The organism is Streptomyces sp. NPDC056600, assembly GCF_042792855.1.
In the GTDB taxonomy this organism is placed as follows: domain Bacteria; phylum Actinomycetota; class Actinomycetes; order Streptomycetales; family Streptomycetaceae; genus Streptomyces.
Genome location: NZ_JBHTVQ010000016.1, coordinates 39,109 through 60,831, shown reverse-complemented (window position 1 = coordinate 60,831; position 21,723 = coordinate 39,109). Strand labels below are relative to the sequence as shown.

Below are 21,723 nucleotides of genomic sequence, written 5' to 3'. Positions count from 1 at the left end.
GCGGCTGCGCCCCGCCTCCGCCCCCACCGCGGGGCGCGGTTACTTCGCAGTGGGCGTTTGCCCCCCCCCCCCCCCCCACTACTCTTGAGGCGTGACTATTCGCCTGTACGACACCAGCGCCCGGCAGATCCGTGACTTCGTCCCGCTCACGCAGGGCTGTGTCTCGATCTACCTGTGCGGTGCCACCGTGCAGGCCGCTCCGCACATCGGGCACATCCGCTCGGGCCTCAACTTCGACGTGCTGCGCCGCTGGTTCGCCCACCGCGGCTACGAGGTGACGTTCGTGCGGAACGTCACCGACATCGACGACAAGATCATCACCAAGTCGGCCGAGTACGGCCGCCCCTGGTGGTCCATCGGTTACGAGAACGAGCGGGCCTTCACGGCCGCCTACGACGCGCTCGGCTGCCTGCCCCCGACCTACGAGCCGCGGGCCACCGGCCACGTCACCGAGATGGTCGAGATGATGCGCGGCCTGATCGAGCGCGGCCACGCCTACGAGGCGGACGGCAGCGTCTACTTCGACGTGCGCTCCTTCCCCGAGTACCTGTCGCTGTCCAACCAGGACGTCGACGACCTCCGCCAGCCCGACGAGGGCGTGGCCGGCAAGCGCGACCCGCGGGACTTCGCCATGTGGAAGGCGGCGAAGCCCGGCGAGCCCAGCTGGGAGACGCCCTTCGGCCCCGGCCGCCCGGGCTGGCACCTGGAGTGCTCGGCGATGGCCCACAAGTACCTGGGCCCCGCCTTCGACATCCACGGCGGCGGCCTGGACCTGATCTTCCCGCACCACGAGAACGAGATCGCCCAGTCCAAGGCGTTCGGCGACGAGTTCGCGCGCTACTGGATGCACAACGCCTGGGTGACGATGAGCGGCGAGAAGATGTCCAAGTCGCTGGGCAACTCGGTGCTGGTCTCCGAGATGGTCGGGCGGTGGCGGCCGATCGTCCTGCGCTACTACCTGGGCACCCCGCACTACCGGTCGATGATCGAGTACAGCGAGGAGGCCCTGCGCGAGGCCGAGTCCGCGTTCGCGCGGATCGAGGGCTTCGTCCAGCGTGCCGTCGAGCTCGCCGGCGGCCCCGTCGAGCCGGCCGCCGAGGTCCCGCCGGCCTTCGCCGAGGCGATGGACGACGACCTGGGCACCCCGCAGGCGCTCGCCGTCGTGCACACCACGGTCCGGCAGGGCAACAGCGCGCTCGCGGCCGACGACAAGGAGGCCGCCGTCGCCCGCCTGGCCGAGGTCCGCGCCATGCTCGGCGTGCTCGGCCTCGACCCGCTGGACGAGCAGTGGTCCGGCGGCTCCCAGGGCCGGGGCGAGGAGCTCGAGGGCGTCGTCGACGGCCTGGTCAAGCTGGTGCTGGAGCAGCGCGAAGCGGCTCGGGCCCGCAAGGACTGGGCGACCGCCGACGCCATCCGCGACCAGCTCGGCAAGTCCGGCCTGGTCATCGAGGACAGCCCGCACGGACCTCGCTGGTCCCTCGGCGGCCGCTGACCCGACCTGCGTGACCTGCGCGAATGTGCCGTCCGGGCCTCCGGGCGGCACACTTGCACTTCCAGACCCACATCCCCCCAGCTTCACGGAGACGATCAGCTCATGTCCAAGGACCGCCGCGCATCGAGTAAGAAGGGCGCGCAGGTCGGCAGTGGCGGCCAGCGACGCCGGGGTCTCGAGGGCAAGGGACCGACCCCGCCCGCCGAGATGCGCAAGGGCCACGCCAAGCAGCGTGCCGCCAACGCGAAGGCCCGTCGCGCCCAGGGCAGGCCCGCCACCGCCCGCCGTGGCGGCGGCCGCTCCACCTCCGAGCTGGTCGTCGGCCGCAACCCGGTCGTCGAGGCGCTGCGCGAGGGCGTGCCCGCCAAGACGCTCTACGTGCAGCAGTTCATCGACAACGACGAGCGGGTGCGTGAGGCGCTGCAGCTCGCCGCCGAGCGCGGCGGCATCAACCTCATGGAGGCGCCGCGCCCCGAGCTCGACCGGATGACCAACGGGCTCAACCACCAGGGCCTGGTCCTGCAGGTGCCGCCGTACGAGTACGCGCACCCCGAGGACCTGGTCGCCGACGCCGCCGACAGCGACGAGGACCCGCTGGTCGTGGCGCTGGACGGCGTCACCGACCCGCGCAACCTGGGCGCCGTGGTCCGCTCCGTCTCCGCCTTCGGCGGTCACGGCGTGGTCGTGCCGGAGCGCCGCGCGGCGGGTATGACGGCCGGCGCCTGGAAGACCTCGGCCGGCACCGCGGCCCGCACGCCGGTCGCCCGGGCCACCAACCTGACCCGCGCGCTGGAGCAGTACAAGAAGGCCGGCCTGGTCGTGGTCGGCCTGGCGGCCGACGGCGAGCACGAGATCGGCGACCTCGAGGCGCTGGGCGGCCCGGTCGTGATCGTGGTCGGCAGCGAGGGCAAGGGCCTGTCCCGACTGGTCGGCGAGACCTGCGACTACCGGGTCCGCATCCCCATGCCGGGCGGCGCCGAGTCGCTCAACGCCGGTGTCGCGACGGGCATCGTGCTCTACGAGGCGGCCCGCCGGCGCGGCTGATCCCCGGTGCGGGACCCCTGGCGGGGCCTCGCACAGGTGTGCAGAAATTCGCCCGGGCGGGGTGTTTTGCGGGCGACTGCCGAGCTTGACGTGCTTCGGACAGATCGGGGCGCTCGCGGCAGTGTCCTTACGTGTCGTCACTCGGTTAGATGAGTGTGGACACCAGAACACCCCGCACACCTTTGGGGGACGGTCCGTCGGGCTTCGACGACACCCCCGCGCTGAGCATGGTGAAGGTGCCCTGCGATCCCGCGCAGGTCATCGTCAACCACCTGAGCTTCCGCGTGCAGTTGGGCGCCTCGGCGCGGCGGGCCAGGTCGACGCGGATCGCCGGGCACGTGAGAGCCACCGAGGACACGGCGCCGATCCCCGTCGTCGCGCAGCCGGGTCCGGCCGCCGCCGGGAAGAGGCGCCGGCCGGTCGTCTGGAGCGGGCACACCGCCCCGGACGACACCGGGGCGCACCGCCTGTTGCAGGCCGTGCGGGGCGCGCAGCTCGGAGGCGTCGCCCCGGCTTCCGCCGCCTCCGGCCGGCCCGCGACCCCGACGGCCGCCGGGCCGGGGGCGACCCGGACCATCCCGCGGCCGCCCGACGCCGTCGCGGGCGTCGGCACGGGTGTCGGCACGGGTCCGGGTGCGGGCTCCGGCTTCGACGTTCCCGGGTCCGGGTCCGGGTCCGGTTCCGGCTTCGACCGTGCGGGCTCCGTCCGTGGTTCCGGGGCCGGCTCCGACTTCGGCTCCGACTTCGGCGAATCCGGCTCCGTCTTCGGCAGCGGGTTCGGCGAGGGTTACGACGGCGGCACCGGGGGCCATGGCGGCCGCTACGGCGACGGCCCCGCCGGGTACGCGGGGGTCCGCGAGGAGAACGCGGCCGAGCGCACCCTGGAGAACCCCGTGATCGGCGAGGGCGCCCGGCTGCTCCCGCCGATGCGGTCGGTGGGCAGCGCCTTCGAGGAGCCCGGCTACCTGGCGCCCGGCGCCTACGAGGGCTACGGCGAGGGCGACCGGTACGGTTCCGGCGGCTACGGCCGGTCCGGCGCCTACACGGACGCGGGCCCCGGCCGCGAGGGCTACGACGGTTACGGCGCGGCCGGCTACGGGACGGACGCGTACACCGCCGACGGGTACACCGCCGACGGCTACGGGCCCGACGGGTACGGCCCTGACGGGTACGCCGCCGACGGGCGCACGGCGGAGGAGACCGAGGAGGGCCGCGGTGGGCGGCGGGCGTCGGAGAAGCACGCCTACTACCCCGGCCGCCGGATGAACCTCGGCGTGGTGCTGCTGCCGCTGCGGGTCTTCCTGGGCTTCGTCTCGGTCTACGACGGCATGGGCAAGCTCTGCGACCCCGTCTACTTCGACGGCGGCGAGCGCGGCTCCATGACCCGGCTGCTGCACTCCCTCGAGCCGGGCGGCGTCGGCGAGCCGCTGCACGGCTTCGCGCTCCAGCACCCGGTGGGCTCCGGCCTCACCGTGGCCTTCCTCCAGGTGATCGTCGGCGTGCTGACGGTCCTGGGCCTGTGGCAGCGGGTCGCCGCCGGGCTGGGCGTGCTGCTGGCGTCCGCGCTGCTGCTCGGCGCGAGCTGGCAGGCCGTGCCGGTGTACGAGATGGCGGACGTGGTCTACCTGGCGGCCTGGACGCCGCTGCTGGTCGCGGGCGCGCCGGTCTACTCGGCGGACGGGGCGCTGGCCGGGCGGGCCTGGCGGCGGCTGGGTCCGCGGGCCGCGATCTGGGACCTGCGGCGCTACGTGCTCAAGCGGGGCGCGCTGGCGACGGGCGTCGTCGCCGGCCTCACCCTGCTGGTCGGCTCCCTGCTGGGCGCGGCGGTGCGGGACGCGGACCGGGTGGTCGTGCCGCGCCCCGGCGAGGCCCCGCGCAACGCGCTGCCGGGCACGCCGCTGCCGGGCGACACGGCGCCGGGGAGCGAGTCCCCGTCCGAGTCGGCCTCGGACGGCCCCACGGCGGGCTCCGAGGGCACCGCGGGCGCGGAGGAGACGGCCGGCACGGCCGGGTCCGAGGAGCGGAACGCGGGCGCGGAGCCCGAGGCGGACGTCGCCGGGACGGACACCGGGACGACCGGTGACCTCACGGGCGGGCGGCCGAGCGAGTCCGGGCAGGCTCCGCCGGTCGAGCCGGCCCCCGAGGAGGCGCCGGGCGGCTCCGGCTCCTCCGTCGACGCCCCCTCCGGCGGCTCCCCCTCCACCGGCGGCGGCTCCCCCGCCGAAACCCCCCGCAAGCCGGGCCTCGTCGGCGGCCTCCTGGGCTGACCGCCCCGGCCGCCCGGCCCCTGGCCCCCGCCGCGCCCCGGTGCGGCGGGGGCCTTCGCGGTGCCCCGGGCCTTCGCGGTGACCCGGGACGGGGGAGTGCCGTGCAGTTGCTGGTGCTGCACGTGCTGCACCCCTGCGGGCAATCGTGCCGCTGGGGCGGTGGGGGTCCCCCCGGACGAAGTCTGGGGGAGGGTGGACGCAGGACCTCACGTCCTCGCGGGACGGGCTCGCACCGCGCCGCGTAAGCCCTCCGGGAAGGGGGCGGGGCGGGGGATCAAACGGTCCTGCCAGCGAGGGCTCGACCCTATTGCCGCGCTGCTGTGCGGGTCACGTGCTCGCGGTGCAGTCGGCTTGGGCAGGGCGGGAAAGCCGCTCGCCGGGGAGGCCAGGGGCGGCGCCGCCCACGCCGCACTCCCGGCGGCACTCAGCCGTCCGCAGACGGTGCAGGAGACCGCACGACGGCGGCCATGGGCCGAGCGGCAGGCACGGCAGAGGAGCGGCGGGGGCACGGCAGCCAGGGCAGGCACGGCAGGCACGGCAGGCACGGCTGTGCGCCGGAGAGAGCGAAGGCGGCGTGGCCGGCCCGAGGAGCCCGGGCCCTGCCGAGGGCCCGAGGAGCCCGGGCCCTCGGCAGGGCGGCGGCCGGGGCCGGGGCCGGGAAGAGACACACGCCGCGCCCCCGACGAACCCCGTCAGCCGTTGAGCGCGGCCAGCTCCTTCGCCGCCTCCGTGAGGTCCTTCGCCGTGTCGATGGCCCGCCAGTACGCCCCCTGCGGAATGGAGTACCCCGCCAGCCGCCGCTCCCGCGCGAGCTGCGGGAACGTGCTCCGCTCGTGGTCCCCCCGCTCCGGGAGCTGCTCGGCGAACTCCGGCGAGAACACGTACACACCCGCGTTGATCTCGAACGTCGACGGCGGCGCCTCGATGAAGTCGCTGATGTACCCGAACCCGTCGGTCCGCACCGCCCCCCACGGCAGCCGCGGCCGCGCCAGCGCCAGCGTCGCCGTGGCGCCGCGCCCGGTGTGGAAGTCCGCCATGTCCCGCAGCGAGAACCGCGTCCAGATGTCGCCGTTGGTGGCGTACCAGGACCGGTCGGGGTGCGGCAGGTGCGCCGCCGCGTACTTGAGACCGCCGCCCCGCCCCAGCGGCTCCGGCTCCACGACGGTGGTGACCCGCGCCGGCAGGTCGGCGCCCTCCAGCCACTTCTCCAGCACCTCGGCGAGGTGCCCGCAGCTGACGACCACGTCGGTCACGCCCTCCGCGGCGAGCCAGGCGATCTGGTGGCCGATGATCGGCGTACCGGTGCCGGGGATCTCCACCATCGGCTTGGGCCGGTCGTCGGTGTACGGGCGCAGGCGGGAGCCCTGGCCACCGGCCAGGATGACGGCCTGGACGGGGCGCGCGGCGGCGTTCGGATCGGTCATGGACCGCACTGTACGTGCGCCCCGCGCGCCACAGGACGAGGAGGGTGGAAAAGGGAGCGGGCCCCAGACCCCGCCCGGCCCTCCGACGGGCCGCGGCAAGGCGTGGCGGCGGTCATGGCCCGGCCGGCGGTCAGAGCCCCGCCGCGGCCACCCCCGTGGCGAACGCGGTGTCGCACACCGGCCGTGAGAAGGACTGCGCCTTCACCGGCCCGTAGGTGCGGACCGCCGCCTTCCCGAGCGCACGGGCGATCGAGGCGCAGTGACGGGCCAGCGACGGCCGCTCGTCGACCGCCTTCTGGAGGTGGGTGAGGGCGACGCCCGGGTCCTTCTCCCGCATCTCGGTCAGGAGCCGGTCGCGCAGCACGTCCTGCGGGGCGGGACGGTGGCGGCCGGACACGCCCGCCGGGGCCTCGGCGTTCGCAGCGGCCAGCACCGGGTCGGCGGGCTCGCCCGACCAGTTCACCCGGGTGACCGCGAGCGTGCCGGAGAGGACCAGGACGACGGGGAGGACGAGGGCGAGCGTGCGGCCGATCCCGCGGGCGGGACCACGGCCGGTGCGCGTCTGCTGGTTCGTGGTGTGCTTCACGCGAGTGAGGGTAGCGGGCGGTAGTCGTCCGGCGACATTTGGTAACCCTGATGGGTGACGTTTCGGTGGAGCATTCGAGTCACCGTGTTGACGCCGCGCCCGGCAGCCCGGCATGCCCTCTTCCTCTCCGGCGCACACGGCATGGAACACGCGAGGGCCCCGCGGCGCGAACGCCGCGGGGCCCTGCGTACCGCTCTGCCGAGATCAGTCGGAGAGACGCTCGCCCGTGGAGGTCGAGAACACGTGGGTCTCGCCGGCCTTCGGGACGATGCTCAGCTTGGAGCCCTTCTCCGGGACCTGACGGCCGTTGACGCGGACGACCAGGTCCTTGTCCTCGCCGCCGACCCGCGCGGTGCCGTAGACGTAACCGTCGGCGCCGAGCTCCTCGACCACGTTGACCGAGACCTCGAGGCCGCTCTCCTTGGAGAGACCGCCGGCGCCGACCGGCACCACGTCGAAGTGCTCGGGGCGGACGCCCACGGTCACCGTGGAGTCGCCGCGGCTGGTGGCGGCGGTGATGGCCTCACGGCTGACCGGCACGACGGTGTTGCCGAACATCACGCCGCCGTCGGTGATCGGGACCTCGACCAGGTTCATCGCGGGCGAGCCGATGAAGCCGGCCACGAAGAGGTTGGCGGGACGGTCGTACATGTTGCGCGGGGTGTCGATCTGCTGCAGCAGACCGTCCTTCAGCACGGCCACCCGGTCACCCATCGTCATGGCCTCGACCTGGTCGTGGGTGACGTAGACGGTGGTGATGCCGAGACGGCGCTGGAGCGACGCGATCTGCGTACGGGTGGAGACACGGAGCTTGGCGTCCAGGTTGGACAGCGGCTCGTCCATGAGGAACACCTGCGGCTCACGCACGATGGCGCGGCCCATCGCCACACGCTGACGCTGACCACCGGAGAGCGCCTTGGGCTTGCGGTCCAGGTACTCGGTGAGGTCGAGGATGCGCGCGGCCTCCTCCACCTTCTGGCGGATGACGTCCTTCGGCACACCGGCGATCTTGAGCGCGAAGCCCATGTTCGCGGCGACCGTCATGTGCGGGTACAGCGCGTAGTTCTGGAACACCATGGCGATGTCCCGGTCCTTCGGCGGCAGGTGCGTGACGTCGCGGTCACCGATGCGGATCGCGCCGCCGTTGACGTCCTCGAGACCCGCGAGCATGCGCAGGGAGGTGGACTTGCCACAGCCGGACGGGCCGACCAGAACCAGGAACTCGCCGTCCTGGATCTCGATGTCGAGCGCGTCGACGGCGGGCTTGGTGCCGCCCGGGTAGATCCGGGTCGCCTTGTCGAACGTAACAGTGGCCATGGTGAGGGCCCCCTTCACCGGCAGGAACGTGCCGGACGATCCGTAGTGGAAGGTGGATGTCGAGTCCGGCGGACCGGACTGCAGGGACGTTAACCCGCGGGACCGCCGAAAGTCAGCAGTTGCCGGAGGAGAACTTCGCAACAATTGCCGACGGGGCCACCCGGCCCGGTGGGTACACTGCTCGGGCAGCGCCTCCTTAGCTCAGCTGGCCAGAGCACCGCTCTTGTAAAGCGGGGGTCGTCGGTTCGAACCCGACAGGGGGCTCCAGGCAGGACACGGCGAAGGCCCCGGACCGATCATGGTCCGGGGCCTTCGACATCCACGTCCGACATCAACGAAGGCGTTCACTACAGCTCCTCACCTGGTAGGAACGCTGAGGTGCCGGCACTTGGTGCGTCCGGACGTGCTCCGAAGCACGCGAGCGAGCTGCACGACGTCCACGAACTGCTCGACGAAATGCGCCTGCGCCCAGGGACGTGGGTGCGTGGCGGCTCCCTGCCACACCTCGAATCGGTGCTGATGGGCTACCGCATCGCCCTGACCCGCACGGGGTCGACGAAGACTGGCCCTTCTGGAGCCCCCGGCAACCCGGGCCCGTTCACCGACTGGCTGTGGGAACGGCTTGGACAGCACAGTTCGCTGGGCTGGGCCGCAGAGATCGAGCGTGCGGCCGAGGCCGCCGATCAGTCAGCCCTGGAGCCGTTCTTCAGCCTGTTCGACGAGTACCGAGCCGAGCAGAGCCGGACAGCGCGGTAAGAGTTTCCCTGCTTCGTTCAAGCCCGGCTGCGCTCCGCTCCGCGAGGAGAGTCGAGCACCGCACGACCGCGGGCCGCGGTGAAAGACATGCCTCCGGCGGGGCGCTCGGGCTCCAGGATGGCGAGGGCGCCGCGGGCGGGTGCCGGCCGAAGGTGGCTGAGGCGGGGAGCTGGGGAGGGCGGTGGCGGAGGACCCGACCCAAGCGCGCTTACCACAGCGGTAATTGTGGTGTGCGATGCCCTTGGCTACGTTTGCACCGTCCTAGCGGAACGAACGAAGGAGCCGGGCGTGCCCGCATACGGTTTCGCGCACTTACGTGATCGTCGACCCCACGCAGATGTCCTCGAGTACCTCAGACGCATCCAGGGCACACTCGACCCATTTCATGGCCGCTTCCTGATCCACGGCCCGCCAACGGCAGTGGTGGAAGGCAGCTGGCCCGGCAGCATGGTGCTGATTGAGTTCCCTGGCATGGCCGAGGCCCGCGCTTGGTATGGGTCCCCCGAGTATCAGAAGATCCTGCGGCTGCGGGCCGACCACATCGACGGAGACCTCGTGCTGGTAGAGGGCGTCGGGCCCGGGTATGACCCGCGTGAACGTGCGGAGAAACTCCAGGCAGAGGCGTCTGGAGAGCACGCCTAGCACGCGGCAGGCCCCGTGCACCGTGCCTGCTTCAGGCATACCCTGCCGGTGGTGAGGTCGTCCGCACGGTAAAGGCCGCGACCCGGGGTGCGACAAGGGTCGGCTGCCTCACCACCCACCGCAGAACCAGGGCACCATTAATCGCTCATTGCCAAGGCTCGACCGCCACCACGGCCGCGACCGGCACCGCCCCGTACACGTGCGGGAATTCCTCGCCGTGCGGTGGCATGGCCTCGTATCTCAGCGGGACGTCGAGCTGTTCCGGGTCGACGACCAGCACCACCAACTCGTCGGGGCCCTCGTGGTCGCCGTAGAGGAGAGCGGCGATACGCGGGAGCTGGTCGCGGGTGGAGAAGTGGACGAAGCCCTCCTGCTGGAGCGTGCGGCCACGGGTGGACACCTCGAAGGAGCCGGACTCACGGGCCGTCTCCCAGAGAGAGCGCTCGGTGATGTGCACGATGTGCTGGGGTTTCGGCATGCGGTCACGCTACGGGTCCGGCTCCGCCGAGCGCACCTGCGGACCTGCGGACCTGGCGCACCCGAGGGGAGCGGACCTCGATTCTGCTGTGGTTCGATCCCCCGTCCGGCCTGCTGACAGGTGGCAGCGATCACCCTGACTGGCAGCAGATGCTGATTCGGGCACTGCTGTTCAGGCTCGTCGCGCACAGCGAGAGCGTGGGTCCGTCGGGGCGGGCCCAGTGTGGTGAGCGGGAGCGGTATGTCAGGGCGACCGACACCGTGGCGAAGAGGTTGGCGGCGCGTCAGAAGGACGCGGTCGAGGCTCGTTCGACCTCACCGCCTCGCGGGAGGCGGGACGGGCTGGTGCCCGTTTGTGAGGCGTGGGCGTACAACCTTGGCGGGGTGCCGGCTGTCTGTAGGGCGCTGGAGGGACGCGCCTTCGGGAGCGGTTCCGTACGGAGATTGGGGATCAGGTGGGGAAGCAGGTCTGGAGAGTCGCCGTGGCCGGTGGCGCGGCGGTGGCTTTCACGGCGTTGGCCGCGGTGCCGGCCGGGGCGGCCGAGGGTGGGGTCTCGTTCACCCGGGTCCAGGTGAACGGCGGGAAGCCGATCGTGATCGGGGTGTCGAAGGAGGTCGCGGTGCCCGCCTCCTTCCGGATGGCGACCACGGAGGCGTGGGAGTACCCCAGGGTGTTCCTGTACCGCGGTGCCGTGAACGGCGGTGACCAGCTGTGGCACGTCATCGACGGGAGCGACTGCGTCAAGGTGAGCGCGGGCGTCTGCGACTTCAACGAGACGATCTACTTCGACCCGAGCGAATACGACATGCGCAACAGCGAGGCCGGGGCCTGGAAGGTCGGTGCCCAGGTGTTCTTCAAGGGCGACGGCGGCGACGCCGACGACGAGGGGCAGACGGCGTACGTCAAGCGCAACTCCCGCCTGACCGTCAACGCCGCGCCCGAACCGGTGGCCAAGGACAAGACCATTACCGTGACCGGAAAGGTCACGCGGGCCAACTGGGAGACCAGGAAGTACGCCTCCTACGGAGGACGTCTCGTGAGCCTGCAGTTCAAGCCTGCCGGCACCAGCTCCTACACCACGGTGAAGAAGGTGTACGCGAACAGCTCGGGCGATCTCCGGACGACCGTGAAGGCGTCCACGACCGGTACCTGGCGCTGGGTGTACTACGGCAACACCACCACCGGGCCGTCCACGTCGTCCGGGGACAGCGTCGTGGTGCAGTGACGTCCGCGGCGCCGGCGGCCCGGTGGGGGCCGGGCCGTCGGCGCCGGGCACGGGACCCGGCGCGCCGCGGACCGTGCGCGTCGAGTGCGCGGACCTCACGGCGGACTGGGCGCCGGTCGTGGACTGGCGAGGGGTGCCGAGCGAGCCCTCGGGGGCGGTGGAGGGCCGACGGGTCAGGAGCGCGCCGGCAAAGGCCAGGACGACGGCGAGACCTGCCAGCAGGTGGACGAGCACATTGACCGACGGGGAGACGTGCTCCACCGTCGCACCGTCGGAGTAGACGCAGGCGCTGCGAAGAGGCCAGTACTCCTGCACCACGCCCCCGAGTGCGGCGCCGGAGGCGTTCCGGTCCTCGCACAGCTCGGGGAACGGCCCTCCCAGGGCGACGGCCATCGAGGCGCAGCAGTACACAGCCGTCCCGGAAGAGGCGAAGAGCAGGGCGAGAAGTGCGGAGAACCTGGATGGGGAGACGGGTGGGTTCTTCAGCATCAGGACAGCGGTCACGATGCTTGCCGCCGCAGTGGCGAGGCCGACGAGCAGCAACACGCCCACCAAGGGCAAGGGCAGCAGCACGGTGTTCTCTTCTCGTACCTCGACCGGTGTGACAGCGGGCGGGCATCATGGACGCCATGGACACGTCCAGTGTGGAGTGGATCCGCGTCGCGGGCTACGAGAACCTGCCGGGCAGCCCCCGGCCGGTGGCTGCCGTCCGCGCTTGACTGCGTGAGCGGGGGATCGACTGGATGCCGTTCGGGCCGGAGGAGATCCGGTTCGACCTTGCCTGTGGACCTGGCCCTGACGGGCGGTGGCGTGGTTTCTTCCAGGTCTACGTCCAGGGGGAAGGCCTGCGGAGGCTGGGGCTGCATCCGGGTCAGCCCAGCTCCGTCGTCACCGGTGCGTCGCCGCCCGGGTGGTGGCACGCCGCTGCGGAGCGCGCTGCTCACCAGCGCCGCCTCTGCGTGACTGGCTGAAGGCGGAGGGCCTTTCGGTGCGGGTGCGGGTGCCCGGGGTCCGGAGGGACACCTTTTCGCCTAGTTGCATGTTGCTTGCAGGAGCGAGTGTGTTGCATCAGCATGGTTGGTGGCGGCGAGGTCGGCCCGTCGGCTTTCGGTGGGGCGGCACCTGAACGCGGGTGCGGTTCTGCGGGAAGGTGATCGTCTTCTCTTCCGGCGTCCGCCGGATCCGGTCGGCCTCGCTCCCCGCCTCGGTGGGGAGCGCCCGGTGCGGTGGTGATGACAGCGGTGAGCGTCCCGGGGGACGCTCACCGCTGTGAGCCGGATGCCCCACCGGGGCGCGCGGCTGCGGACCGGAGGGGGAGCGTGCCACGTGGGCCGTCCTTCGCCCGGCGGGAGCGGCTGGGCCCTTCCCGGTCCGGTCAGACGTTGCCGAGGGTGAACGACTCGGAGACGCCGATGGTGGAGCGGCTTGCGACCAGCGGGCTCGTTCCGCCGTTCCCGGCGGTGACGTACAGGTTGTTGACCTGCGCCCGCAGACTGATGGAGCCGTCGGAGTTGTTCACGCGCTGGAAGGTTTCCCAGGGCCCGACGCTGGTGCGGTTGGCGACGAGCGATCCGCTGCCGGCGTTCTCCGCGCAGACGTACCGGCTGTTGACGCGGGCGCGCAGGGCGACGGCTCCCCCGCCGAGGTCGACCAGGTCGAAGCGTTCCCAGTCGCCGACGGTGGCGCGGTTGGCGACGAGTGGGTTGGCTCCCGCGTTCTCCGCGCAGACGTACTGGTTGTTGGCCCGGGAGCGGAGGCTGACCACCGACCCCGTGGGGGGTGACGACGGAGTGAGGACGGCTTCCCAGCTCGTGGTGGTGGTGCCGGAGGTGGCGTCGGTGGAGAGGCGGTCGCGGGCGGCGGTGTCGGCGTAGAGACTCCAGCGCATCCAGTCCACGTAGGTGGCCACGGTCTGGGTGTGGTTGTAGCCGCTCCAGATGTACTCGTCGTGGCGCGCGCCGCGGTGGGTGAGGAACGCCTTGGGCGCGGGCAGTTCCGCGTACGCCTGGCGGGCGGAGGAGTACTGGCAGGTGGGGTCCTGGTCGCCGTGGACGAACAGGACCTTGGCGGCGACCGTGCTGCCGGGGTTGCCCATGTCGACGCAGGCGAAGGGGACGGCGGCGGCTATCCGACTGTCCGGCCAGGCGGTCAGCAGGCCGTGGGTGGTCATGCCGCCCAGCGAGTGGCCCGCGACACCGACGCCGGACCGGGTGTCGAGGTGCCCGGCGAGCGGATCGCCGGCCGTGGTGTTCAGGGCGAGCGTGTTGGTGATCACCTGGGAGACGTCCATGGACTGGTTCCCGTTGTAGACGTCCTGGATGTTGCCCGAGGTGCCGCTGGACGTGGTCGGGAAGACGGGGGCCGGGACGACGAACCCGGCCTCGGCCAGGGGGCGGATCAGCGGTGCGTAGCTCTCGGGGTTGCCGCCGAGGCCGTGGCTGAACTCGACGATCGGGAAGACGCCGTCGGCTACGGGGGCGTTGACGACCGGGTCCCCGCCCGGCGTTCCCGTCGCGGGGTAGAAGATCCGAGTGGTCAGCCGGCGGCTTCCGCGTGACCAGGCGTACTCCCGCACCCCGATGGCGAAGCGCTGGGTCGGCGCGGCTGCCGAGGCGGACGGGGAGGCGGTGGCGGTGGTGGCGCCGTGCAGGTGGGCGGCGGCCACGGCTCCGGCCGCGCCCAGTCGTAAGAGGGTGCGTCTCTTCATGGCCATGGTGTGCTCCTTGTCGGGGGCGGGGGTGAGGCGACGGGGGGAGTAAAGGGGAAGACGGGCGGGGGCGTCGGCGGCCTCCACCCGGCGGAGCGCGGGCTGCCGGACCGGACCCGCACCGGACACGGAGCTTCCAGGGCCGGCCCGGCAGCGCAGGGGGCCCGCGCCTGCCGGGGTGGACAGTCGGGGTGGGCCCGGGTGGCGAGGGCCGGAAGACGGTTCCGCCGCCCGCGACTCGGACGTCGGCCGGGAAGCAGACGACGGCCGGGAAGCGGACGACGGCCGGCAGGCAGGGGCCGGCGACCGGCGGCCGTCGTCAGAGGGACGAGGACGGCGCGGAACCGGACTCAGGTGCCGACGGCCGACGCGGTGGGGGCGCCATGGCATGCCGTGACGGCTGCGTGCCCGGCGTGGGTGGCGGCGACGTCGTAGGCGGGCAGGTGGGGCTGCGCATGGGATGGCCTCTTCGGTGTCCGTTGTGGGGGTGGACGACGGTCTGAGGTGCGGCGGTGCCGGGGACGACTCGCGTCGGCACGGGGCCCGAGGCGGGCGACCGGCTTGCGGGAGGTTCCGTCGGCCCTCCGTGGGAGGGCGCCGAGCAGTCCCGAACCGCTCCGAGCAGTACCGATCGGTGCCGGTGGGTGCCGATTGCTCGCCGCGTCGTCCGGTGTTCGCCCGGATGAAGGGACACTAATTTTTCGCTGATGGAGTGTCAATCAAGGGATGCGGTCGGTTGAGGACACCTTTGCGCGGTCCCGAGCAGGCATATGAAGAGGGTGCCTTTCAGGTGAGCGGAGGGCGCTGCGAAATATCGACGAAATGCGAAGCGGTACTCGCGACGTGAGGGACAGTCACCGGTTTTTCTGCGTTTCCGCGGGAGAAGCGCTTCCGAAACTCAACGAAACCGAACCGTGCGCGCGTTGGCCGAAACGGCACGTCGGCGTCGGGCACCGCGCGGGGCGGACAGGGGGAAAGGCGTTGACGTCCACGCGCGGGATCCGGTGTGCTGCCGTCATGAGCGACCTACGTATGGAGCGGCCGGAGGACGAGGCGTCCCTGGCGGACTGGCGGTTCGTCCACAACGCGATCATCCCGACGCACCAGTTGTCCCTGGAGGACGTGCGGGAGCGGGCCAAGCGGAACCACCTGGAGGTCGCGTACCTCGGGGACACGCTGGTCGGGTGCTCGACGGTGCGGCCGCCGACGGAAGGGACGGCGACCGCCACGGTGATCGCGCGGGTGCTGCCCGCGCACCGGAGGCGGGGGCTGGGCGCGGAGCTGTACGCGCGGGGGCTGCGGCGGGCGCGGGAGCTGGGGGCCGAGGTGATCGAGACGGTGGTGCTGTCGTCCAACAAGAACGGCCTGCGGTTCGCCTACCGGAACGGGTTCCAGGAGATCGAGCGGTACCTGCTGGACGGGGACACGATTCCGTGGGTCGACCTGCGCCTGGCGCGGCCGGCGGCCGAGGGCTGAGACGGGACCGTCCGCGCTCGGGGCGGCGTGTGAGGATGGCGGCATGATCCGACCCGCCGCACCCGCCGACGTTCCCGTCATCCACGGTCTGATCCGTGAGCTCGCCGAGTACGAGAAGGCGCCCGACGAGGCCGTGGCCACGGAGGAGCAGTTGCGGGAGGCGCTGTTCGGCGAGCGGCCCGCCGTGTACGCGCACATGGCGGTGGACGAGACGACCGGGGAGCCGGTCGGCTTCGCGATGTGGTTCCTGAACTTCTCCACCTGGCGTGGGGTGCACGGGATCTACCTGGAGGACCTGTACGTGCGGCCCGAGGCGCGCGGCGGCGGGCACGGGCGGGCGCTGCTCACCGAGCTGGCGCGCATCTGCGTGGAGCGCGGCTACCAGCGCCTGGAGTGGTCGGTGCTGGACTGGAACGAGCCCGCCATCGGCTTCTACCGGGCGCTGGGCGCCCGCCCGCAGGACGAGTGGACGGTGTTCCGGCTGACGGACGAGGCGCTCACCGCGCTCGGGAGCTGACGGCCGCGCGCGGGGCCGGGGGCCTGAAGCCGGGGACCGCCCGGTAGGGGCCCAGGGCCAGGCCCACCGCGGTGAGGGCGCTGCTGAAGGCGACGGCGGAGAGCACGCCCGGTGCGGCGACCTGGTCGCCGGCCAGGAACACGCCGTCGCCGCGGTCCACCGCGGGACGGTCGCGCCAGGTCGTGCCGGGCGGGTCGACCGCGCCGGTGCGTCCCTCGGCCAGTGCCTCGCGACGGTAGGTGATCCGCTCCCGCCAGTCAGGCAGCCCGAGGTCGAGCAGGGTCCCGCCGCGGGCGAGCGCGTCCTCGCGGGGCGCGCCGGGGGCCAGGGGGAACTGGGCCTGCAGCAGCTGCTCGCCCTCCGGGGCGAGGGTGGGGTCCGTCCCCGAGAAGCGCTCCATGTATCCGGGGCCGTCCAGGTCGATGAGGGCGAAGGCGTCGCGCGGGTCCTCGCGCAGCGCCAGGTCCACCAGGACGGTGCGGCCGCTCGGCCAGGTCAGCGACGGGTCGTCGAGGAGCGCGCGGGCGGCGGGCAGCGCGGTCGCGACGATCACGGGACCTCCGTCCGGCCGGGCGTCGGCGAGGTCGGTGATCCGCGAGCCGCTCTCCACGCGCACGCCGAGGTTGCGGACGCGGGCGGCCATCCGGGCGATGAAGGACTGCCAGCCGCCGCGGGGGTAGCGGACCTCCGGCGGGACGTGGGTCATCCGCCGCAGCCGCTCCTGGACGAAGCGGGCGGACAGCGAGCCCGGGTCGTGGTGGAAGAGGATCGTGACGGTGGCGTAGGCGGTGGCGCGGGCGGCCTCCTCGCCGACCTGCCAGGACGCCCAGCTGAGGAAGTCGACGTCGGCGGGCACGTCCTCGGGGTCGAAGCGCAGCAGCCGGGCCGTGCCGAACGGCGGCGTGCGGCGCAGGACGCCGTCCCGGCGGAAGCGGAGCCGGGTCAGCTCGCGCAGCGGAGTCGGTGCGACGGGTCCGATCAGGCCGCGGTCGTTCAGCCACCGCCACTGGGGGCTGAGGCTCAGGAAGGCGTGGGGGCCGTCGTTGGTGCGGTAGGGGCCGGCGGTGGTGCGGGCTCGGCCGCCGAGGTCGTGGTGGGCCTCGTGCAGGGTGACGTCGGCGCCGCGTTCCGCGGCGGCGATGGCGGCGGTGAGTCCGGCGAGGCCGCCACCGACGACGGTGACGGTGCGGGGCATGGTTGCCTCCCGGTTCTCTCCCTCGGACGCGGGCGGGGCGATCCGCCGCCGTGTGCGGTGCCGTCGGCCGGTGCGTCGGATGCGTCGGATGCGTCCGGTGCGCCTGTGCGTCGGGTGCGGCAGGTGCCCTCGGGGCGCCTGCGCGGCGCGACGGTGCCGTGCGGTGCGGTGCGGTGCGCTGCGGTGCGCTGCGGTTCGCTTCCGCCGGTACGTGGTACGAGTCCCCGTTCGCGGGACATCGACGCGGTGGCGCGGGCCCGGGTCTTCGAGGCGGCCAGGAGGAGACGGTCGGGCCTCGGCCCCGGGGTGGGGGAGGGAGGGCTAGGGGAGGCGGGGGAAGCGGGCCTGGAGGGTCCAGAGGGCCGGGTTCTCGCCGAGGTCCTCGTGCATGTCGACCAGGTCGGCGATCACGTCGTGCAGGAAGTCCCGCGCCTCGCGTCGCAGCTCGGCGTGGGAGAACCGCAGGGGCGGCTCGTCGGTGGTCATCCAGTCGGCGTCGATCTCGACCCAGCCGAAGCGCCGCTCGAAGTAGAGCCGGTCGGTGGACTCGGTGAAGTCCAGTTCCGCGCGCTGCGGGCGGGAGGCGCGGGAGCCGGCCGGGTCGCGGTCGATCTGCTCGGCGATGTCGCACAGCGCCCAGGCGAAGTCGAGCACCGGCACCCATCCCCAGGCTGTGGAGATCTCCTCGTCCTTCTCGGTGTCGGCGAGGTAGACGTCACCGCAGAAGAGATCGTGGCGCAGGGCGCGGACGTCCGCGCGCCGGTAGTCCGTCTGCGGCGGGTCCGGGAAGCGGTTGGAGAGGGCGTAGCCGATGTCGAGCACACGCCGATGGTGTCATGCCGCGGAGGTGCGGCCGGGCGCGTGCGACCGGGGCCGTGGGCGGTCCCTGGAGTGAGCCCCAGGGCCTGGTTCCCGGCCTGCGCCCAGGACCGGGTCCAGGACAGGGTCCAGGATCAGAGCGCCAGGACCAGGGCGCCAGGATCAGGGCGCCAGGATCAGAACGCCAGAGCCAGAGCGCCTGGGGCAGAGCGCTTGGTGGCCTGGGACAGAGCGCCAGGACCGGTGCGACGCCACGGTGCCGGGACGAGGGGTTCGGAGCGGGTGCCCCGCTGGGCCGTCCGTGCGGACCGGCGGGAGACGGCGCGACCCGCCCGCGCGGGCAGCCGGACGCGCGGGCGCCCGGACGGGCGGTCACGCCATCTCCGCGTCCGCGGCGGTCGCCGCTGCCACGAGATGGGCCAGGCGGGGCGGCCAGATCGTCTCCCCGGTGGCGGCGAGCTCCTCCAGGGTCCACCAGCGCCAGGCGAGGATCCCGTCCGCGCCGTGGGCGTCCCGCAGGTCGCCGGACAGGTCGCGGCGCGCGCCCCGTGCCAGGTACACGTGCTCGTGCTGGCGGACCGGGACGCCGTGGTAGGTGAAGTCGTGCTCCCAGACGCACAGCAGCGGCCCGGGGGTGACGTCGCTCCAGCCGGTCTCCTCGCGGACCTCGCGGGTGGCGCCCTGGAGGGGATGCTCACCGGGCTCGAGACCGCCTCCCGGCAGCGCCCAGTACACGCCGTCGTCGGGGTTCTCGTAGCGCAGCAGGAGGACGGGACGGTCGGGGCCGGGGCCGACCACGGCGACCCGGGCCGCGGCGCGGGGCATGCGCGGCGTGGCCGGGTCCTGCAGCGGCTTGCGCAGCACGGAGCAGGGGCGCTGGTACCGGCGGTCCGGCCGGTGGCCGATCACCTGGTAGCCGAGTGAGGTCCAGAAGGCGAGCGAGCCGGGGGTGCTGTCCAGGACGGCGAGCCGGACGGCGGTGCGGCCGGCGGCGAAGAGACGGGCCTCCACGGCGGCGGCGAGCCGGCGGCCGAAGCCCTGGCGGTGGACGGTCGCGTCGATCATCAGCAGGCCGATCCACGGGTCCGGGTCCACCGGGTCCGGGTGGTGGGCCAGGGTGACGGCCAGGCCGATCAGGCGGCCCGCGCTGCGGGCGAGGAGGATCTCGATGTCCGGGTCGGCGATCTCCTCCGCGAGGGCGGCGGCGACCTGCTCGGGCCGGATGTCGTCCGGGTCGGGGAACTCGTCGTCCCCGGCGAGCGCGTGGAACTCGCGGTTCGACGCGTAGAGGGCGGTGAGCTCGGTGAGCACGGGGCCCGGGATGTCGCGGTCCGGGGTGAGGGGGAGCGGCTCCAGGATCATGGGCGCACGCTAATCGACCGAGCGGCGCGGGGAATCCCCCTTACCGGTCGGACAGCGATCCGTGGCCGCGGCCGGACGGTGTTCCGCGGCTTCCGGCCGGATGGTCCCCGCGTCGGGCCGGGGCGGGGCGTCGGGCCGGGGCGACCGGGCCCGGCCCGCCCCGACCGGGGGCGGGCCGGGACATGGCCGGGAGGACTCAGACGTTGACGCCGAAGTCCTGGGCGATGCCGGTGAGGCCGGAGGCGTAGCCCTGGCCGACCGCGCGGAACTTCCACTCGGCGCCGTGGCGGTAGAGCTCGCCGAAGACCATGGCGGTCTCGGTCGCGGCGTCCTCGGAGAGGTCGTAGCGGGCGATCTCCGCGCCACCGGCCTGGTTGACCACGCGGATGTACGCGTTGCGGACCTGGCCGAAGTTCTGCGAGCGGTTCTCCGCGTCGTAGATCGAGACCGGGAAGACGACCTTGTCGACCTCGGCGGGCAGACCGGCCAGGTTGACGTTGATGGCCTCGTCGTCGCCGGCGCCCTCACCCGTGCGGTTGTCACCGGTGTGGACGATGGACTGGTCCGGCGTCGCCTTGTTGTTGAAGAAGACGAAGAACGCGTCCGAGTGCACCCGGCCGGCGGCCGTGACGGCGATGGCGGACGCGTCGAGGTCGAAGTCCGTTCCCGTGGTGGTGCGGACGTCCCAGCCGAGGCCCACGGTGACGGCGGTCAGGCCCGGGGCCTCCTTGGAAAGCGAGACGTTGCCGCCCTTGGACAGGCTTACAGCCATGGTGGGAGTCCTTCCTTCGGTGTGTGACTGACGGGCTTCGCACTGGGGGCGAACCTACCGTCGCTTCGTTGAACGCCGGGAGAGGTCCGAGAGGTTCCGCCGGGCTTTACCTTTTTTACCCCTTCACCCGGACGGCCTGACGAAAACCGGGATGACTGCGGCGCCCCGGGCGGGGGACCATGGGGGCATGTCCGGTCGCCCTCTTCTCATCCGCGGCTCCGTGCCTCTGCCCGAGGCGGAGCTCAGCTGGCGTTTCTCCCGTTCCGGCGGGCCGGGCGGACAGCACGTCAACACCAGCGACACGCAGGTCGAGTTGCGGTTCGACCTGGCGGCGACCGAGGCGCTGCCGCCGGTCTGGAAGGCCCGCGCGCTCGAGCGGCTGGGGTCGCGGCTGGTGGACGGGGGCGTCGTGGTGGTGCGGGCCTCCGAGTACCGCTCGCAGTGGCGCAACCGCGAGGCGGCGATGGAGCGGCTGACGGCCCTGCTGGGCGAGGCGGTCGCGCCGCCGCCGAAGGTCCGGCGGCCCACCCGCATCCCGCGGGGCATCAACGAGCGCCGCCTGGAGAACAAGAAGAAGCGGGCGGACACCAAACGGGGACGCAGCCCGCGCAACTGGGACTGACCGGCCGGGACGGGACCGCGCCCCGGGGGAGATCCCGGGGATCCAGGAGACCCTGGCGGACCCAGGAGACCCCGGGAGACCCGCGCCGCCGGCGGGCGGAGGCGGACGGATCAGCCCAGGTGCCGGTACCGGCTGCGGAAGTGCAGCAGCGGCCCCGCGTCGCCCGGCGCCGTCGACGCGGTCAGCACGCGGCCGACGAGGAGCGTGTGGTCGCCCGCCTCGACGCGCTGCTCGGTGCGGCACTCCACGGTGGCGAGCGCACCGGTGACCAGCGGGGCGCCGCTGGCCTCGCCGCGGGTGTGCGGAACGTCGGCGAACAGGAGCCGGTCGCTGATCCGCCCCTTCATGGCGAACCGCCCCGCGATGTGCCGCTGGTCCTCCGCGAGCACCGAGACCGCCCACAGCGGCTGCTCGGCGAGCAGGTCGTCCATTCGGGAACCGGTGCGCAGGCTGATCATCGCCAGCGGCGGGTCGAGCGAGACCGACATGAAGGCCGTCGCCGTCATCCCCGCGTCCTCGCCGGCCGGGCCGTCGGGGTCGGGCTGGGGCTCGTGCGCGGTCACCAGGACCACACCCGATGCCAGCCGGGACATGGCTGCGCGGAATTCTTCGTCGTTCACCCCTTCAGCATGCCCCGGGGCATGGTCGCCAAGGGCGGCAGGTGCCGGGGAGGCCGCCGAGGTGTGAGATGCGGGAGGGAAGGAAAGGGTCGCCACATGAACGACGCTAGGCGCCGCCACGCCTGCCCCGCCTCGGCCCCGGGCCGCATCCCGGGTGCGCTGGGAGACCTAGGTCCCCCGCCCGGCGCCCGGGCCCGCCCCCTCCGCGGGCCCCGTGGCACGGGGTTCTCGACGGTCTCCGCTGCAAAGTCCCCACGTTGTCCCTGTTTCCCGTGATACATGTGACTTGACTCACAGCGACAGAAATTTGCTGACCCTGCGTACCGGTGAAGCAGCGCGCTGTGATTCAGTGACGTTGAAGCTGCACGAGTACGCCGAACACAACCCTTGATTCGCTACGAG

At 72.8% G+C, this 21,723-nt stretch carries 19 protein-coding genes and 1 tRNA gene; 10 read left to right on the top strand and 10 right to left on the bottom strand.

Annotated elements, in window-relative coordinates:
• The first annotated feature begins 91 nt into the window (after positions 1-91).
• The 3 genes from cysS to ACFRAV_RS11100 all read left to right on the top strand — a co-directional run bounded on the left by cysS (position 92) and on the right by ACFRAV_RS11100 (position 4,803).
• The gene (gene cysS, locus ACFRAV_RS11110; RefSeq protein ID WP_382553769.1) at positions 92-1,492 is read left to right on the top strand and encodes a cysteine--tRNA ligase; all 1,401 of its coding nucleotides are present in this window, start codon (positions 92-94) and stop codon (positions 1,490-1,492) included.
• Between the two features lie 102 nt (positions 1,493-1,594).
• Positions 1,595-2,536, top strand: coding sequence for a 23S rRNA (guanosine(2251)-2'-O)-methyltransferase RlmB (rlmB, locus tag ACFRAV_RS11105; protein WP_382553768.1), 942 nt, complete (start codon positions 1,595-1,597; stop codon positions 2,534-2,536).
• A gap of 149 nt (positions 2,537-2,685) precedes the next feature.
• Positions 2,686-4,803: a DoxX family membrane protein gene (locus ACFRAV_RS11100; protein ID WP_382553766.1), complete on the top strand. Its 2,118-nt coding sequence runs from the start codon at positions 2,686-2,688 to the stop codon at positions 4,801-4,803.
• A gap of 692 nt (positions 4,804-5,495) precedes the next feature.
• Here ACFRAV_RS11100 and ACFRAV_RS11095 read toward each other — a convergent pair.
• From ACFRAV_RS11095 to ACFRAV_RS11085, 3 genes are all read right to left on the bottom strand, one after another.
• Positions 5,496-6,227, bottom strand: a complete 732-nt coding sequence (locus tag ACFRAV_RS11095; RefSeq protein ID WP_382553764.1) for an NDP-sugar synthase — start codon at positions 6,225-6,227, stop codon at positions 5,496-5,498.
• A 130-nt stretch (positions 6,228-6,357) separates the two neighbouring features.
• The gene (locus ACFRAV_RS11090; protein WP_351112959.1) at positions 6,358-6,813 is read right to left on the bottom strand and encodes a hypothetical protein; all 456 of its coding nucleotides are present in this window, start codon (positions 6,811-6,813) and stop codon (positions 6,358-6,360) included.
• 204 nt (positions 6,814-7,017) lie between these two features.
• Positions 7,018-8,130: an ABC transporter ATP-binding protein gene (locus ACFRAV_RS11085; protein ID WP_382553762.1), complete on the bottom strand. Its 1,113-nt coding sequence runs from the start codon at positions 8,128-8,130 to the stop codon at positions 7,018-7,020.
• Positions 8,131-8,320: 190 nt separating this feature from the next.
• Between ACFRAV_RS11085 and ACFRAV_RS11080 the strand changes: the two genes are divergently transcribed.
• The 3 genes from ACFRAV_RS11080 to ACFRAV_RS11070 all read left to right on the top strand — a co-directional run bounded on the left by ACFRAV_RS11080 (position 8,321) and on the right by ACFRAV_RS11070 (position 9,528).
• A tRNA-Thr gene (locus ACFRAV_RS11080) sits at positions 8,321-8,397 on the top strand.
• A 111-nt stretch (positions 8,398-8,508) separates the two neighbouring features.
• Positions 8,509-8,886: a hypothetical protein gene (locus ACFRAV_RS11075; protein ID WP_382553760.1), complete on the top strand. Its 378-nt coding sequence runs from the start codon at positions 8,509-8,511 to the stop codon at positions 8,884-8,886.
• Between the two features lie 288 nt (positions 8,887-9,174).
• Entirely contained in the window at positions 9,175-9,528 is a 354-nt protein-coding gene (locus tag ACFRAV_RS11070) for a DUF1330 domain-containing protein (protein ID WP_382553758.1), read from the top strand.
• A gap of 145 nt (positions 9,529-9,673) precedes the next feature.
• Here the strand turns inward: ACFRAV_RS11070 and ACFRAV_RS11065 are convergent, their stop codons facing one another.
• Complete coding sequence (locus ACFRAV_RS11065) at positions 9,674-10,006, bottom strand: DUF952 domain-containing protein (RefSeq protein ID WP_382553757.1); 333 nt, start codon at positions 10,004-10,006, stop codon at positions 9,674-9,676.
• Positions 10,007-10,460: 454 nt separating this feature from the next.
• Here ACFRAV_RS11065 and ACFRAV_RS11060 point away from each other — a divergent pair, with 454 nt between their 5' ends.
• Entirely contained in the window at positions 10,461-11,231 is a 771-nt protein-coding gene (locus ACFRAV_RS11060; protein WP_382553754.1) for a hypothetical protein, read from the top strand.
• A 1,375-nt stretch (positions 11,232-12,606) separates the two neighbouring features.
• Here the strand turns inward: ACFRAV_RS11060 and ACFRAV_RS11055 are convergent.
• Entirely contained in the window at positions 12,607-13,944 is a 1,338-nt protein-coding gene (locus ACFRAV_RS11055; protein WP_382553752.1) for a mucin-2, read from the bottom strand.
• A 1,011-nt stretch (positions 13,945-14,955) separates the two neighbouring features.
• Here ACFRAV_RS11055 and ACFRAV_RS11050 point away from each other — a divergent pair.
• Together ACFRAV_RS11050 and ACFRAV_RS11045 are read left to right on the top strand one after the other, a co-directional pair.
• Positions 14,956-15,414 (top strand): GNAT family N-acetyltransferase, encoded by a 459-nt coding sequence (locus ACFRAV_RS11050; protein ID WP_382553750.1) that lies wholly within the window; start codon positions 14,956-14,958, stop codon positions 15,412-15,414.
• 43 nt (positions 15,415-15,457) lie between these two features.
• Complete coding sequence (locus tag ACFRAV_RS11045; protein WP_382553748.1) at positions 15,458-15,931, top strand: GNAT family N-acetyltransferase; 474 nt, start codon at positions 15,458-15,460, stop codon at positions 15,929-15,931.
• On the opposite strand, the gene ACFRAV_RS11040 is transcribed toward ACFRAV_RS11045, so the two are convergent.
• The 4 genes from ACFRAV_RS11040 to ACFRAV_RS11025 form a co-directional block, all read right to left on the bottom strand.
• Entirely contained in the window at positions 15,912-17,126 is a 1,215-nt protein-coding gene (locus ACFRAV_RS11040) for an FAD-dependent oxidoreductase (protein ID WP_382553746.1), read from the bottom strand. The two genes, ACFRAV_RS11045 and ACFRAV_RS11040, sit on opposite strands and share 20 nt — an antisense overlap.
• A 321-nt stretch (positions 17,127-17,447) precedes the next feature.
• Positions 17,448-17,948, bottom strand: a complete 501-nt coding sequence (locus ACFRAV_RS11035; protein ID WP_351112983.1) for a hypothetical protein — start codon at positions 17,946-17,948, stop codon at positions 17,448-17,450.
• Between the two features lie 369 nt (positions 17,949-18,317).
• Positions 18,318-19,307: a GNAT family N-acetyltransferase gene (locus ACFRAV_RS11030; protein ID WP_382553742.1), complete on the bottom strand. Its 990-nt coding sequence runs from the start codon at positions 19,305-19,307 to the stop codon at positions 18,318-18,320.
• A gap of 196 nt (positions 19,308-19,503) precedes the next feature.
• Positions 19,504-20,079 carry a TerD family protein gene (locus tag ACFRAV_RS11025; RefSeq protein WP_351112988.1) on the bottom strand — a complete coding sequence of 192 codons (576 nt, stop codon included), beginning with the start codon at positions 20,077-20,079 and terminating at the stop codon, positions 19,504-19,506.
• 187 nt (positions 20,080-20,266) lie between these two features.
• On the opposite strand from ACFRAV_RS11025, the gene arfB reads away from it, so the two are divergent.
• Positions 20,267-20,701: an alternative ribosome rescue aminoacyl-tRNA hydrolase ArfB gene (gene arfB / locus ACFRAV_RS11020; RefSeq protein ID WP_382553740.1), complete on the top strand. Its 435-nt coding sequence runs from the start codon at positions 20,267-20,269 to the stop codon at positions 20,699-20,701.
• A gap of 110 nt (positions 20,702-20,811) precedes the next feature.
• Here arfB and ACFRAV_RS11015 read toward each other — a convergent pair whose 3' ends face one another.
• The gene (locus ACFRAV_RS11015; RefSeq protein ID WP_382553737.1) at positions 20,812-21,321 is read right to left on the bottom strand and encodes a flavin reductase family protein; all 510 of its coding nucleotides are present in this window, start codon (positions 21,319-21,321) and stop codon (positions 20,812-20,814) included.
• Between the last annotated feature and the right edge of the window lie 402 nt (positions 21,322-21,723).

Bases quoted from the DNA above. Each gene is read 5' to 3' on its own strand.
- ACFRAV_RS11100 (WP_382553766.1), top strand. From the start codon at position 2,686: ATGAGTGTGGACACCAGAACACCCCGCACACCTTTGGGGGACGGTCCG.
- ACFRAV_RS11045 (WP_382553748.1), top strand. From the start codon at position 15,458: ATGATCCGACCCGCCGCACCCGCCGACGTTCCCGTCATCCACGGTCTG.
- ACFRAV_RS11055 (WP_382553752.1), bottom strand. From the start codon at position 13,944: ATGGCCATGAAGAGACGCACCCTCTTACGACTGGGCGCGGCCGGAGCC.
- ACFRAV_RS11030 (WP_382553742.1), bottom strand. From the start codon at position 19,307: ATGATCCTGGAGCCGCTCCCCCTCACCCCGGACCGCGACATCCCGGGC.
- ACFRAV_RS11025 (WP_351112988.1), bottom strand. From the start codon at position 20,079: ATGGCTGTAAGCCTGTCCAAGGGCGGCAACGTCTCGCTTTCCAAGGAG.
- rlmB (WP_382553768.1), top strand. From the start codon at position 1,595: ATGTCCAAGGACCGCCGCGCATCGAGTAAGAAGGGCGCGCAGGTCGGC.
- ACFRAV_RS11085 (WP_382553762.1), bottom strand. From the start codon at position 8,130: ATGGCCACTGTTACGTTCGACAAGGCGACCCGGATCTACCCGGGCGGC.
- ACFRAV_RS11050 (WP_382553750.1), top strand. From the start codon at position 14,956: ATGAGCGACCTACGTATGGAGCGGCCGGAGGACGAGGCGTCCCTGGCG.
- ACFRAV_RS11065 (WP_382553757.1), bottom strand. From the start codon at position 10,006: ATGCCGAAACCCCAGCACATCGTGCACATCACCGAGCGCTCTCTCTGG.
- ACFRAV_RS11095 (WP_382553764.1), bottom strand. From the start codon at position 6,227: ATGACCGATCCGAACGCCGCCGCGCGCCCCGTCCAGGCCGTCATCCTG.
- ACFRAV_RS11040 (WP_382553746.1), bottom strand. From the start codon at position 17,126: ATGCCCCGCACCGTCACCGTCGTCGGTGGCGGCCTCGCCGGACTCACC.
- arfB (WP_382553740.1), top strand. From the start codon at position 20,267: ATGTCCGGTCGCCCTCTTCTCATCCGCGGCTCCGTGCCTCTGCCCGAG.